The 13723-nt window shown below is 58.7% G+C and carries 13 protein-coding genes; 8 read left to right on the forward strand and 5 right to left on the reverse strand.

The window, feature by feature from the left end; genetic code table 11:
- The first annotated feature begins 82 nt into the window (after nucleotides 1-82).
- Nucleotides 83-1144: a DUF1565 domain-containing protein gene (locus Q6L55_10535; GenBank protein ID MEN9259145.1), complete on the forward strand. Its 1062-nt coding sequence runs from the start codon at nucleotides 83-85 to the stop codon at nucleotides 1142-1144.
- Here the strand turns inward: Q6L55_10535 and Q6L55_10540 are convergent.
- Nucleotides 1119-1853 (reverse strand): D-alanyl-D-alanine carboxypeptidase family protein, encoded by a 735-nt coding sequence (locus tag Q6L55_10540; protein MEN9259146.1) that lies wholly within the window; start codon nucleotides 1851-1853, stop codon nucleotides 1119-1121. The genes Q6L55_10535 and Q6L55_10540 overlap by 26 nt on opposite strands.
- 43 nt (nucleotides 1854-1896) lie before the next feature.
- Nucleotides 1897-3231: a metallopeptidase TldD-related protein gene (locus Q6L55_10545; GenBank protein ID MEN9259147.1), complete on the reverse strand. Its 1335-nt coding sequence runs from the start codon at nucleotides 3229-3231 to the stop codon at nucleotides 1897-1899.
- 183 nt (nucleotides 3232-3414) lie between these two features.
- On the opposite strand from Q6L55_10545, the gene apcD reads away from it, so the two are divergent.
- Genes apcD through Q6L55_10560 form a run of 3 tightly spaced genes read left to right on the forward strand, consistent with a single transcriptional unit; the run spans nucleotide 3415 to nucleotide 5835 of the window.
- Complete coding sequence (apcD, locus tag Q6L55_10550) at nucleotides 3415-3888, forward strand: allophycocyanin subunit alpha-B (GenBank protein MEN9259148.1); 474 nt, start codon at nucleotides 3415-3417, stop codon at nucleotides 3886-3888.
- Nucleotides 3889-3929: 41 nt separating this feature from the next.
- Complete coding sequence (locus Q6L55_10555; GenBank protein ID MEN9259149.1) at nucleotides 3930-4415, forward strand: allophycocyanin subunit beta; 486 nt, start codon at nucleotides 3930-3932, stop codon at nucleotides 4413-4415.
- Nucleotides 4416-4452: 37 nt separating this feature from the next.
- Entirely contained in the window at nucleotides 4453-5835 is a 1383-nt protein-coding gene (locus Q6L55_10560) for a chlorophyll a/b binding light-harvesting protein (GenBank protein MEN9259150.1), read from the forward strand.
- Nucleotides 5836-5894: 59 nt separating this feature from the next.
- Here Q6L55_10560 and rpoD read toward each other — a convergent pair whose 3' ends face one another.
- Nucleotides 5895-7019 carry an RNA polymerase sigma factor RpoD gene (gene rpoD, locus Q6L55_10565; protein MEN9259151.1) on the reverse strand — a complete coding sequence of 375 codons (1125 nt, stop codon included), beginning with the start codon at nucleotides 7017-7019 and terminating at the stop codon, nucleotides 5895-5897.
- Nucleotides 7020-7339: 320 nt separating this feature from the next.
- Between rpoD and Q6L55_10570 the strand changes: the two genes are divergently transcribed.
- Nucleotides 7340-8122: a 3'(2'),5'-bisphosphate nucleotidase CysQ gene (locus tag Q6L55_10570; GenBank protein MEN9259152.1), complete on the forward strand. Its 783-nt coding sequence runs from the start codon at nucleotides 7340-7342 to the stop codon at nucleotides 8120-8122.
- A gap of 4 nt (nucleotides 8123-8126) precedes the next feature.
- On the opposite strand, the gene Q6L55_10575 is transcribed toward Q6L55_10570, so the two are convergent.
- Nucleotides 8127-9044, reverse strand: coding sequence for a hypothetical protein (locus Q6L55_10575; GenBank protein ID MEN9259153.1), 918 nt, complete (start codon nucleotides 9042-9044; stop codon nucleotides 8127-8129).
- Between the two features lie 41 nt (nucleotides 9045-9085).
- Between Q6L55_10575 and radC the strand changes: the two genes are divergently transcribed.
- From radC to hisH, 3 genes are read left to right on the forward strand one after another with little or no spacing between them, the layout of a single operon-like run.
- Nucleotides 9086-9817 carry a DNA repair protein RadC gene (gene radC / locus Q6L55_10580; GenBank protein ID MEN9259154.1) on the forward strand — a complete coding sequence of 244 codons (732 nt, stop codon included), beginning with the start codon at nucleotides 9086-9088 and terminating at the stop codon, nucleotides 9815-9817.
- A 13-nt stretch (nucleotides 9818-9830) separates the two neighbouring features.
- Nucleotides 9831-10787, forward strand: a complete 957-nt coding sequence (locus tag Q6L55_10585) for a hypothetical protein (protein ID MEN9259155.1) — start codon at nucleotides 9831-9833, stop codon at nucleotides 10785-10787.
- Between the two features lie 7 nt (nucleotides 10788-10794).
- Complete coding sequence (gene hisH / locus Q6L55_10590; protein MEN9259156.1) at nucleotides 10795-11421, forward strand: imidazole glycerol phosphate synthase subunit HisH; 627 nt, start codon at nucleotides 10795-10797, stop codon at nucleotides 11419-11421.
- Nucleotides 11422-11468: 47 nt separating this feature from the next.
- Here hisH and ppk1 read toward each other — a convergent pair whose 3' ends face one another.
- Nucleotides 11469-13637 (reverse strand): polyphosphate kinase 1, encoded by a 2169-nt coding sequence (ppk1, locus tag Q6L55_10595; GenBank protein MEN9259157.1) that lies wholly within the window; start codon nucleotides 13635-13637, stop codon nucleotides 11469-11471.
- Nucleotides 13638-13723 lie beyond the last annotated feature (86 nt).

Below are 13723 nucleotides of genomic sequence, written 5' to 3' on the forward strand. Positions count from 1 at the left end.
AGCTTTCCGTTAGAATGGGAACCAAATTTTCGCTCCGGCTTGTGGTCATTCCTTGTCGTGACACCTGGTGAGGAGTGTTATTATGCGCTTTTATCCCCTAGCTGGTTGGACCTTTCTGTTAACCCTGTGGCTGACAGCCAACGTGCAGGCCAGTCCCGGAACGCCCCCTAATCGCCTACAGGTGCCCACACCGCCTCCTGGAAGACCGGTTAATCAGCCGTCTCCCCAACCCATAGCGGTCAATATGCCGCCGCCCCAATCCACCCCTGTGCAGGCCCAGCGGGTGTTGTACGTCCATCCCACCGCTGGTCAAGATGGCAATACGGGGCAAACCCCCCAAACCGCCCTGCGGACCATTACCCGCGCCCTGCAACTGGCGGAACCGGGCACCTTGATCCAACTGGCGCCTGGCAAGTACAGCGGTGAATCCGGGGAAAAATTCCCCCTGTTCCTCAAACCCGGTGTGATCCTGCGGGGAAACGAAGCCACCCGGGGTGAAGGGGTGGTCATTGAGGGGGGCGGTCAATTTGTCAGTCGGCTGTTTGCCCGCCAAAACGCCACGATCCTGGCCGGTGAAAACAGTATGGTCCTGGGGGTGACGGTCACCAACCGCAACGTCCGGGGTACGGCCATCTGGGTCGAGTCCACCAACCCCACCATTCGCAATTGCACGTTTACGAACAATCACCGGGAGGGAGTTTTTGTCACCGGCGAAGGCCATCCCCGCATCGAAGATAGTCTGTTTATCCGCAACGGGGGCAACGGCGTTTCCTTCACCCGGGCGGCCAAAGGAGAGGTCCGGCGTAACTGGTTTGTTCAAACCGGTTTTGGCCTAGCCATTGGCGGGGTAGCTTCTCCCATCGTGGCCGACAACCACATCGAACACAACGTGGATGGTCTGGTCATCGGCGATGTGGCCCGGCCCATCTTGCGGGGTAATCGCATCGCCTTTAATCGTCGCAGTGGGATTGTGGTGATTGCTGGCGCCCAACCCGACCTGGGCAACAACGGTAGCCCCGGTAACAACACCTTTTACAGCAATGGCGACCATGACCTGCACAATGCCACCCGCAATGTCATTTTGAACAGCGTGGGCAACCGGCTGGACCTGAACAAGGTCAACGGCCAGGTGCTGCTGCAGTAGGTCTGCGGTAGAACAGCTCCAAACTGGCGGGAGTACCCACAAAGCGCCAGTGCCAGGGTTCGTAGCTAATGCCCTGGGGATTGTCCTTGGGAAACGACATCTCAAAGTGGAACTGGGCGGCCCGGCGCTGGAGCCAAGCAAAGGCGGCGGTCTGGTCAAAGGCGGGTTGCAGGTGGGTATCCGGTCGCCGTCCGTCCCCAATGTCAATGGCGTAACCGGTGTGGTGTTCGCTGTAGCCGGGGGGAGCGCTCACCTTAGCTCGTTCCCAGACCTGCTGGCCCCGTTCCGCCTTCACGTCGTAGAAAATGGCCTGCTGCTCCCGGTAGGAACGAAACCCCGACAACGGCACCAGAATGACCCCCTCCGCCTGGGCCGCCCGCTGCATAGCCAGAAATGCTCGCGCCGCATCCCGGTGCAATTTCACCCGTCCGTCCGCCGTGACCGCCTCTAAATCCAGCAGGTTGGCTTCGGGATAGGCCAAATGTCCCAGTAAGCTCGTAGGGGTTGCCGGTTCCGGGGATGCGGTTGCCTCCGGCGTCGGTAGGGGATGGGTCAGCCACCTGCCCACCGCTCCCAGGGAGACCCCGGCCGCCATCAGCAAGAGCAGCACCAGGAACCCCCTGCCCCGGCGTCTTCCCATCCCCATCTGGGGGGTAACCGGCGTCTGCCGCCGCGCCTCCGGGATGTCATCTACCCAAGCCAAGGTCACTCACCTCCTCAACCGTCTTGCTGTGATGATACTGCCCCCGACGTCACAGGGTGTAACAGAAATCGGCCACCAGCATCCCCGGCGCCAGGGTTCCCCCCAAACGGCGGTGTTCGTAGGTGTCGGTGGCGGGCACCAGCTCCCGGGTTTCCGTCAAGGCCAGCAACCCTTCGCCCCAAAAGTGATAGAGACTCTCGTCAAACCGGAGATTCTCGATGGGCGCCACCCATTCGCCCCCCTCCACCCAAAAACAGGCATAGCGGGTCATGCCAGTGATGCGCCCCGTGGCCTGGTCGCTCCAGTTCAGGTAGTGCAAATTCGACACATACAACCCCTGCCCCAGCGCCGTCAGGATTTGGTCCGTCGCCAAGGTACCCGGTTGCACCTCCGGCGCCCGCAGATATTCCCCCGCTGCAGCGCCATTGGCGGTTAGGCCGTACTCCTTAGCTGTGCGCTGGCTGACCAACGTCTGCACCAATTCCCCCTCCTGCACCACCTCCAACTGCTCCGGCGCCAGGTCCCCCTGATCCGTAAACCGGGGTACGGGAATGGCCTGGAAGTTTTCCCGCAGCGAGAAGGCCCGAGCCAAGCGGCGTTCCCCTCGGCGCAGGGGCAAAAGGGCGCTGGTTCCCTGGCGCATGGCCGCCTCGCTCACCCCACCCCAGGACAACATACCCACCAATTCCGCCACCGCCGCTGGCGCCAAATAGGTCCGATAGCGACCGGGGGGCAAAATTTTGGCCGGCTGGTTCAATAGCTCCAGTTGCTCCCGTAGGGCCTGGATTTGACGGGCAAAAGCCCCAGCGTTCCACCGCCGGTCGCTGTAATAACCCTTGACCGCCCGCTGCTGGGCATTGAACAGGGAGTAATCCAGGGTCAACGTCTCCGCCACAAACCAATGGGATTGCCCGGCGCTGTCGGCATAGGCTCGCACCTGGGGTCCGGCGGCATAGAGACCCGTCATATCTACCCCCGCCACCACCTCCACTACCTGGGCTACCACCTCGGTCGCCGGCGGTATTTGCCCGACCTGGACCGTGTGGCTCCGGGCTGACCCCACTGGTAACACCAGAAAGGGATCCGGGGGCAACGTGGGCACCTCCCGCTGAAGGTCCTCCACTGCCTGCTGCACTTGCGCCAAATCCAGCTCAACCACCCCCGTTACGGGCAAGCGGCGATAACTCCAGCGGTCCTCCCCCATCAAGGTCACGGTCAACTCCGCTTTCTCCACCCTGCCCCCCTGACGCACCTTCCCCTGGTTAAACCGCACAAAATCGCTAAATTCGGCCACCAACGCCGCTCGCCAGGGGTCCTTCAAGGTCGTGAGGTACTGCCCACAGGCCTGCCAACTGGCCGATATCCCGGTGATCCAGTCCGCCATGATAACTCCACCCCCACCTCCACCCATTATGCCACCCCCAGGCCGTCACACATTTTGCAGTACAAAAAAGCACTTTTTTATTGCACATTTATTTCAAATCACAACTTTTTCTTCATAATATATGTCGCCACTTTAGGTCCCACTTTATCTTATTAGCTGTAGTTCACTATCTACCATAAAACTATGAGTATCGTTGCCCAAGTGATTGCCCAATCGGATGCGGCTGACCGTTTCCTCAGCAGCGCCGAATTGAACAAATTAGAAGAGTTTTTTAGTAAGGGGGCCTTACGAATTCAGGTGGCCCAAAAATTAGCGGCCAACGAGCGCAAGATAGTGGAAGAGGGCAGCCGGCGTTTTTGGGCCAAATGTCCGAATACCCCGAGCAACCGGGGCGACGCCCAAAAAACTGCCCTATGCCAGCGGGATCAGGCCTGGTATCTGCGGCTGATCAGCTACTGTGTCCTAGCGGGGAATGACAAACCCCTAGAGGATATCGGCTTAAATGGTATGCGGGAGATGTACACTTCCCTGGGGGTGCCGCTGAACAATTTGCGTATCGCCATGGCCAGTCTCAAGGAGGTCACAGCGAGTTTGTTATCACCGGAGGAAATGGCCCTGGTCGCCCCTTATTTTGACCGTTTAATCCGCGCTTTTTAAGGTGACGTTGCCCAGATATTAGCCATGACGGAGGAGGCTCTATGCAAGACACTATTACGGCCTTGATCAATCCCGCCGATGCCCAGGGACAATATTTGAGTGAGGCGGCCCTGAATCAACTCCGGCAATACTTTGAACGGGGGATGATGCGGGTTAAAGCGGCTGCCACCATCAGCGCCACCGCCAGCCAGATCATCAGCCGCACAGTGGCCAAAAGTTTGCTCTACGGAGACATCACCCTACCGGGGGGGAACATGTATCCGACCCGGCGCTATGCCGCCTGTCTGCGGGATTTGCAATACTTTTTGCGCTACGCCACCTATGCCATGTTGGCCGCCGACCCCTCGATTTTAGACGAGCGGGTGCTCAATGGTCTCAAGGACACCTACCAGGCGCTGGGGGTGCCGATTGACCGGGTGATCCAGGCCCTCAACGCCATGAAGGAGGTGTTGAACGAGACGGTGGGGGCGGAAGCCGGTCAGGAATTGGCGGGATACCTCGACCACATCATTGCCGGTCTGGCCTAGACCCCATGGGGGGTGTTTTTCCTTGGCAGGTGGAGTTATGAACAGGAGACAACCGTATCCCTGGTGGGCTGGGAATGCTCGGTTTACGGACCTTTCCAATACGTTCATCGTGGCCCATGTGGCCCAGGCGGCGTTGATCGTGTTTTGGGTAGGGGTTATGACCCTGTTTGAACTGGCCCGCTATAACCCGGCCCGACCCATGTACGAACAGGGGTTGATCCTTTTGCCCCACCTAGCGACCTTGGGGTTGGGAGTGGGGGCGGGGGGACGGGTGGTGAATACCTTTCCCTATATGGCCGTGGCTGCCTTTCATCTGGTGAGCGCGGGGGTGCTGGCCTGGGGTGCCTGGTTCCATTTCACGAAACTGCCGCCGAGTTTGGAAATGCTGGGGCCGCCGGCGGGCAAGTTTCATTTCCGCTGGAATGACGAGCGGCAGTTGGGTCTTATCCTGGGCCATCACCTGCTGGTGTTGGGGCTAGGGGCTTTGCTGCTGGTGGTCAAGGCAACCGTCGGTGGTGGGTTATATGACGCTACCTTGGGGCAAGTGCGCACCATCCAGCCCACCTTGGACTGGGCCACCATCTGGGGCTACCGCACCCACCTATTCGACGTCAACAACCTGGAGGACCTGGTGGGGGGGCACGTGTACGTGGCGGTATTGTTGCTGCTAGGGGGGACTTGGCATATCCTGGTGCCGCCCTTTGGCTGGGTCAAACGCCGTTTTCTGTTTTCCGCCGATGGGATTTTGAGCTACTCCCTGTTCGGGATTGCCCTGGCGGGATTTGCGGCGTCCTATTACTGCGGGTTCAATACCTTAGCCTATCCTGAGGTGTTTTACGGCCCGGCCCTGAAGCTACGGTCGGCGCTGCTACCGGCCTATTACGACCCCAGCGGTGCCCCGGTCTATTCCGCGCGGGTGTGGTTGGCCAACGCCCATTTCTACCTGGCCTTCTTTTTCCTGCAGGGGGGGCTGTGGCACTTCCAGCGGGCAATGGGTCTAGACGTCACCCAGATATTCCGGGCCTGGCGTGGGGAGCCACAGGCGGTCTATCAACCCCAGTTCACCGGCAACGCTCCCCCCTTGCCGGAGGTGGTTTACGCACCGCGTTTCGTACCCCTACCGGCCTTGACGCCACTTGCCGCCGATGCCCTTTATGAGCCGGTGCAAGGAGCCGTGGCCCCTTCCTTAGCTACCCGTAATGGTGTTGCCTATACCCTCTACCAAGCGGTTTACCGACGTCAGACCTGGATTTTCTATGAACCGGCCCGGGCAAATGTGTCTCTCCGGCGACTCTGGGGATTCCTCTACGCACCACCAACGCCGGTGACCAAAACCGCTATCCCTCGTCCGCCGGAGGAGTCTGCTCCTCCCTCTTCACCGCCATCGGTGGCAACCGACCCAGCAGCGCCGACGGCCTAGGGGGATAACCCCAGGAACCAGCCGGACAGGGAGCCAGCGCTTCCTGTTTTTTTCTGGACCTAGCGGATGTATTCCTTGAGGATGCTGTTGCGGTTGGGATGACGGAGTTTGCGCAAGGCTTTGGCCTCGATTTGCCGGATGCGTTCGCGGGTCACATTGAAGGTTTGACCGATTTCCTCCAGGGTTTTCATCCGCCCATCATCTAGCCCATAGCGCAGGCGCAAGACATCCCGTTCCCGCGGGCTGAGGGTGTTCAAAACTGTTTCCAAATCCTCCCGCAGCAGGTGTTTGGCCACCTGGTCTTCGGGGGTTTCCCCATCCGCCTCGATGAAATCCCCCAGGCGTGAGTCTTCTTCCTTGCCGATGGGGGTTTCGAGGGAAATAGGCAACTGGGCCGACTTGGCAATAAAACGTAGCTTTTCAATGGTAATTTCCATACGGGTAGCAATTTCTTCTTCCGTAGGTTTACGGCCCATTTCCTGGGACAGGATTTTGGTGGTTTTCTTGATGCGGGAAATGGTTTCGTACAGGTGGACCGGCAAACGGATGGTGCGGGACTGGTCGGCAATGGCCCGGGTAATGGCCTGGCGAATCCACCAGGTGGCGTAGGTGGAGAATTTATACCCCTTCTCGTGGTCAAATTTTTCCGCCGCTCGAATCAACCCCAGGCTGCCCTCTTGGATCAAATCCTGGAACGAGAGGCCCCGGTTCATATACTTTTTGGCAATGGAGACCACCAGGCGCAAATTGGACTGCACCATCTTTTCTTTGGCGCGATAGCCCTGCCGTAGTTGCCGCCGGAATTCCTCCACCGGTAGTCCCACCAACTCGGCCCATTGTTCCTCCGTGGGCGGTTGCCCCTGTCGCCGGGTCCATTCATCCCGCTTGCGTTCAAACTCCAGCAGGACAGAAATTTGCCGGGCCAGTTCGATTTCCTCATCCGCCCGCAACAAACGAATCCGACCTATCTCCTGCAAATAGAGGCGAATCGAGTCTTCGGTGTAGGGATTTTTCTTACTTGCTGACCGCTTGCGTCCCGACCGTGGAGCCGCCTCTTCCTCCTCTAGATCCTGGTCGAGGTCGTCCAGTTCCAAATTACTCAGGTCATCCCCCACGGTTTCGTCTTCTAAGTCATCGAGGGATGGGTCAGCAAGGGTCGGCAGGACATCAGGCACCTGAGTCATCGCGTCGGGTACTCCTTGGACTACAATACTAAACGTAAACAAATGCTCATGTTAGCAGGGAAAGGAAAGAATGGTAGCAGGTGGTCGGTAACCTTCCCCGCCTTGAGCAATCCTATTGTAATCCTGATAACAACCAAAGTTGCCTAGTCTCGCTCCCTCCCTCAGCCACTTAACCCTGAAAAAGGGTCACAAAACCGGTAATTGTTATATAACTTTACATTTACGGTGAGGAAACTCTATCGAGCTGCCGGTTGGTGTGGCGGAAATTGACCAGGAGGCGGGTATATCAGATAGTAGTAGCGGCCTAAGGGTAAGGTGGAATGGATAGGGAGTTGGCGGTGGTGGCGACAGCGTTGCAGGCGGCGGGTGCGGCGGTGCAGGGGGTGGTCCAGGACGGTTTACAAACCACCTACAAAAGGGGCGACGACCCCCTCACCCAGGCTGACTTGGCGGCGAATCGGGTCCTCCAGGAGCAGCTTTTGGGAGCGTTTCCCCAGGATGGTTGGTTGTCGGAGGAAACCCAGGACCAGGAAGAACGGTTGCGGCGGGAGCGGGTGTGGGTGGTGGACCCCATCGATGGTACGCGGGAGCTGGTGGCCGGGATTCCCGAGTATGCTCTGTCGGTAGCCTTGGTGGTGCAGGGGCAACCGGTGTTGGGGGGAGTGTACAATCCGGCGCGGGATGAGTTGTTCCTAGGGGTGGTGGGCCAGGGGGTGACCTACAATGGTCGGTCGGTGCGAGCGGACCATCCTTTACAGCAGCCGCCCCTGGTGTTGGCCAGTCGTTCTGAGGTGCGCCGGGGGGAATGGACGGGGTTCCAGTCCACCCTGCAGGTGCAAGTCGTGGGTTCGATTGCCTACAAACTGGCGCGGGTTGCAGCCGGCCAGGCAGATGCTACTTTCAGTCTGGGACCCAAACACGAATGGGATGTGGCCGGGGGGGCGGCGTTGGTGATGGCGGCGGGGGGAGTGGTGACCGATGCCCGGGGCCAGGCGCTGCGCTTTAATCAAATGCCCCCTTTGCTGCCGGGAATTGTGGCGACCACCCCAGCGGCATGGGAAGTCATTTGGCCGTTCATTGCCGCAGCCTCACCCCAAACATGACGGCTCAGGCCAGGTCTGCCGGTTCGGCTACTGGACCCTCACCCTCAGATAGGGGGGATGACTTGGGGGTGACCGTGTACACTTGGCCGTTGATCAGCAAATGGGTAATGCCCTTGTCGTAGAGATAGGGGCTGGTTTTGTAAATCAGTTGGCCATCGGGGACCTTGACCACCCGGTGATGCCGCCCGGAAAAACGTTTGGCGACGCGGTGATTGTCAAATACGGGCAGGGTCGTTGCCGCGGCATTGACCGTAGGCAGTTCGCCCCAACGGCTGAATTCGGTCAAGGGACGCACCACCAGCTCGGCAAAGCGGTCCACCACCAAGTAACAGGTGGGGGGTAAAACCGATGCATCGAGGGGTAAAATCTGTTGGCTCAGGGAAGGAGCGTTCAAACCGGGGGCCGGGGGTTCTTCCTCCTCCAGGCTATCCCCTTCTTCCTCATCCCAGTCGTCTTGGGCATCCACGTCCCACTCCGGTAGCACGGGTGGGGATGTCGTTTCTTCCGTTGTCAATGGGGTTAGGGTTTCTAATTCCGGTTCCGGTAAGGGCGCATTGACTTCCATCTCTGATGCCGACATCTCCCGATCCGGCGGCGCTGGCGGCGGCACCAAAACTGGCGATTCGGCAGGAGTCGTCCCTGTCTCCGGCGGGGCATCGGTCACCGGTTTATAGGCGCGAATTTTCGGACCGGTTGCCGGTGCCGGGGGCGTTGAGGGCGAGGATTCTTGCCAGCGTCCCGCCCGCTTCTGGGGCACCAATGATTCGTAAACCGCCTCGGTTAGCTCCTCTTTCAAGATACGAATGATGGTGCTAATGCTTACGTCGTACTCCGCCGCCAGGCTGGTCGCTGTGGCCGATGTCTCCCGAAAACGTTGGGCAATTTGGCTACGATCAGCAGGTGTCAGCTTTGTACGGGGCATAGGCTTAATCAAGCAAGCACTTTTTCTAGTATAGATCGGCTATGAGCGATACCTACCGCCTACGTATCTGTGACCTGCCCGCCAAGGAGCGCCCCCGGGAACGGTTGCTCCAACAGGGGGTTACGGCGCTGGGTACCGGTGAATTGTTGGCTATTTTGCTGGGCACGGGGTCGGGGCAACTGTCAGCGGTGGGGCTAGGGCAATACCTGCTCCAGGTGCTGGGGCAACACCAACAAGACCCCCTGGCGGTTTTGCGGGACATTCAGCCGGCGGAACTGATGGCGATTCCCGGCATCGGTCCAGCCAAGGCCACCACCATCCTGGCAGCCATCGAACTGGGCAAACGGGTTTTTCTCAGCCGACCTTTGGAGCGCACACCCATTGACAGCCCCGAAATGGCGGTGGCAGCTCTGGCGCCGGATTTGATGTGGGCACAGACGGAGCGTTTTGCTGTGCTATTGCTGGATGCTCGACACCGGTTGCTGGGCAGTCGGGTTCTTACCATCGGTACGGCCACCGAAACCCTGGCGCACCCGCGGGACATTTTCCGGGAAGCGATTCGTCTGGGGGCCACCCGCCTCATCGTTGGTCATAACCACCCCTCTGGGGATGTCACCCCCAGTGAGAGCGACCTAGACCTCACGCGTCAATTGCTCGCATGCAGTAAGATTCTGGATATTCCCCTGTTGGATCATGTGATTCTGGGGCAAGGACAACATGTGAGCCTGCGCCGGGCGACTCGTCTGTGGGAAGAAGCAGGGGTCAATTTCTAGGGAGGGACGGGGGATGAAGCTACAGGCGCCGGTGGTTTTTTTGATCTTCAATCGTCCCGAACTGACGCGCAAGGTTTTTCAGGTAATTCGCCAGGTGCAGCCCAAACGGTTATTTATCGTTGCCGACGGTCCCCGAGATACCGCAGAAACCGCCGTCTGCCAAGAAACCCGCCGGGTGGTTGAACAGGAAATTAATTGGGATTGCCAGGTGGAACGCCATTATGCCGAGAAGAATTTGGGTTGTCGCCGACGGGTGGCCAGTGGGCTGAGCTGGGTTTTTAGCCAAACGGACCGGGCCATTATTCTCGAGGACGACTGTTTACCCAACTTGTCCTTCTTTCAATTCTGCGATGAGCTACTGGTGAAGTACCAGGATGACGAGCGGGTGATGGCCATCAACGGCACCAACTACCAACGGGGACGGGTTGTCACACCCTATAGCTATTACTTCTCCAAGTATTTTCACTGCTGGGGGTGGGCCACCTGGGCGCGGGCTTGGCAATACTATGACGTCGAAATGCAACACTGGCCGGAATTTCGAGATCAGGGGTATTTGCGATTTGTAACGGATGACGCCTATGAATACCGCTACTGGAGCGATAAATTTGAACGGATGTATCGGCAGGAAATTGACACGTGGGACTATCCTTTTTTGTTTGCCTGTTTCAGCCAGAACGGTTTGGCAGCGACTCCCCGGGTGAATCTGGTGTCGAACCTAGGGTTTGGCGTGGGGGCCACCCATACCCATAATCCCAACCATCCCTTGGCTAATCTGCCGACGGAAGCCTTAGCAGAGTTACCGCGAATGAACCATCCTCCCTTTGTCGCCCGACACGTTGAAGCAGACCGGCGGGTTTTCGATTGGGTTTTTGGGGGAAAGGCATTGCGGGATAGGGATACCCTGTTGGGGCGATTGCGATATTGGAAAGGGCAGTTGCACCGTCGGATTGGTTCCAAAAAACTATCATAAAAAAGCGATGCGCATCGGCATTATTGATTACGATATGGGGAATCTACATTCGGTGAGCAAAGCCCTCGCTTATTTGGGCGTACAAGGCGAAATTACGGCGAAAATTACTGATGATTACGATGGGTTAATTCTGCCGGGGGTGGGTGCCTTTGATCCGGCCATCCAGCACCTGCGCCAGCGCGATCTGATAACCCCCTTGCAAAGGTGGGTTCGGCAAAATAGGCCATTTTTAGGGATTTGTTTGGGGTTGCAATTGCTATTGACCGCCAGCGCCGAAGGGCAGGAACGTGGGTTAGATGTGATTCCTGGTCAAGTACAACCCCTGCGCCCAACACCCGGTCACCCGATTCCCCACATGGGGTGGAACCAACTGCATTTTGTACAACGGGACTGTCCCCTGTGGCGCGACCTACCGACGCCGGCCTGGGTTTATTTCGTGCATTCCTACCATGCAGTGCCCAGTGACCCGGGGATAGTGGCAGCGACAGTGGAATACGGGGGAGAAACCGTTACGGCGGCCTTAGGTCACGGCCATTGCTGGGCCACCCAATTCCACCCCGAAAAATCGGGTTGTGTAGGCCTGCAAATTCTCCGTAACTGGCTCCAGTATTGCGTCGGACGAGTACCTCCTTAGCCTTACCCGTTAACGGGAATAGAGAGCCGAATCCCTCAGCCCAGGGATTACCGAGCGCTGCCGCGTCCAAGGGGGGCATCGGCTTCCGACAAGGCCCGTTGCATGAGGAGCGTGTGGGAACCCCGTTCCGGTTCGCCCGGTGCTGGCCGGCGCTGGATATAGGTGCCATCCGGTTGTAAATCCCAGGCCTGCCGGTTGTCCTGCCACATGAGTTCCATGATCTCCTGCAACTCCCGTTTGAGACCGGCATCCAACACCGGTGCCAGGGTTTCCACTCGCCGGTCGAGGTTCCGAGTGCGCCAATCCGCACTGCCGATGTACATCAACTCCTCGCCGCCGTGATGGAACCAAAACACCCGCGAGTGCTCCAAAAACCGTCCGATGATGCTCACCACCCGAATCCGCTCGCTTAGGCCCGGCACCCCCGGTCGCAAAGTACACATCCCCCGTACCAGCAAACGAATCTCCACCCCCGCCTGGGCTGCCCGATACAGCTCCAAAATGATGTCCGAATCGGCCAGGGCATTCATCTTGGCAAAAATAAACGCAGGGCCTCCCTGACGGGCTTGTTCCGCTTCGTAGCGAATCAGGCGCACCGTTTCCTCCCGCAGACTCACGGGGGCCACCAATAACCGCCGGTACCGCCGTTGCCGCGAGTAGCCCGTCAGGAAATTAAACAGTTCCGAGACATCGGCGGCCAGGTCTTCTCGGCAGGTAAACAGGCCCAGGTCCGTATAAATCCGCGCCGTTTTGGAGTTGTAGTTGCCGGTGCCCAGGTGCATGTAGCGGTGGATGTTATCCCCTTCCCGCCGCACTACCAAAGCTACCTTACAGTGGGTTTTCAGCCCAATCAGCCCATAGACCACGTGCACCCCCGCCCGCTCCAGCTGCTTGGCCCACTGGATGTTGTTTTCTTCGTCAAAACGGGCCTTGAGTTCCACCAGCACCGCCACCTGAATCCCGTTTTCTGCGGCGGTAATCAACGATTGGACGATGGGGGAATCCCCCGACGTGCGGTATAGGGTCATTTTGATACCCAGGACATCCGGGTCATGGGCTGCCTGCTCGATGAACCGCTCCACCGTGCCGGCAAAGGAATGGTAGGGGTGATGCACCAGCACGTCCCCCTGCTGAATCAAATGAAACCAGTCAATCCCGTCCAGGGTCTCACTGTAGGCTTTTTCCTCAAAGATGGCCGGCAGCACCGGGGTCCAATCCGGGTCCCGCAGGTCCGGGAAAGGCAGTGAGGCCAACTCCAGCAAATCCCCCAGGTTAATCAGCGTATCAATCTCGTAAATCCAGGGGGGACCGATGCGCAGCCCCTGCCTTAAGATTTCCCGCACCGGCTCCGGCATGGCCTTGGCGATTTCCAGGCGGGTGGCCTCCCGACCGTAGCGACGGCTGCGCACCTCCTTTTCGATTTCCGCCAACAAATCCCCCGCCTCGTCCTCCCGGATTTCCAGGTCCGCATCCCGCGTCACCCGAAAGGGATACCAGCCGATAATTTCCATGCCCGGAAACAGGGCAGCCAAATGATGGCCAATCACCTGCTCCAACGGCACCCCCAGCCAGCGCACCCCCGCCGGTCGCAACGGTTCCGGTAAGGTCACAAACCGCTTGAGGGCCTTGCCCCCCGCATTGGTAGCGGCTTTGGTGGGCACTTTCACCCGGGCAAAATGCTGCTGGCCCGTCTGGTGGTCCCGCAACAGCACCGCCAGGTTCAAACTCAGGTTAGACATGTAGGGAAACGGATGGCCGGGGTCCACCGCCAAAGGCGTCAGGATGGGAAACACCCGCCGCATGAAATCATGCTCCAGGTAAGCCTTTTGCTCCGGTGTCAAATCCGGGTAGTCGGCAATGACAATTCCGGCCTCCGCCAGGCGGGGACGAATGCTTTTGGCAAAGTACTCGTGCTGCTGGGCTACCACCGGAGCGAGATGCTCGCTGATTAAATCCAATTGATCCTGGGGGGTGAGGCCATCCGGCGTCGGGGTGGTGACATGGGCTTCGATTTGGTCCCGCAGGGCGTCAATGCGCACCATGAAGTACTCGTCCAAGTTGGTGCTGAAAATGGCCAAGAACTTCACCTGCTCCAGCAAGGGGGTGCGTGGGTCAAACGCTTCGTGTAAAACCCGGTCGTTGAACCGCAACCAACTCTTTTCGCGGTTGAGGAAATGGCTGGGATGACCTAACGGTAAGGCAGCCACGTCGTCCATAAACAACCTATGGCAGACGGCACCCCTAATGTACCAAGTTTAGCCGCTGGCTCCAACGACCGAAGGTGGGGTCTGGCTGCAACAGT

Source organism: Gloeomargarita sp. SRBZ-1_bins_9 (genome assembly GCA_039794565.1).
Taxonomy (GTDB): domain Bacteria; phylum Cyanobacteriota; class Cyanobacteriia; order Gloeomargaritales; family Gloeomargaritaceae; genus Gloeomargarita.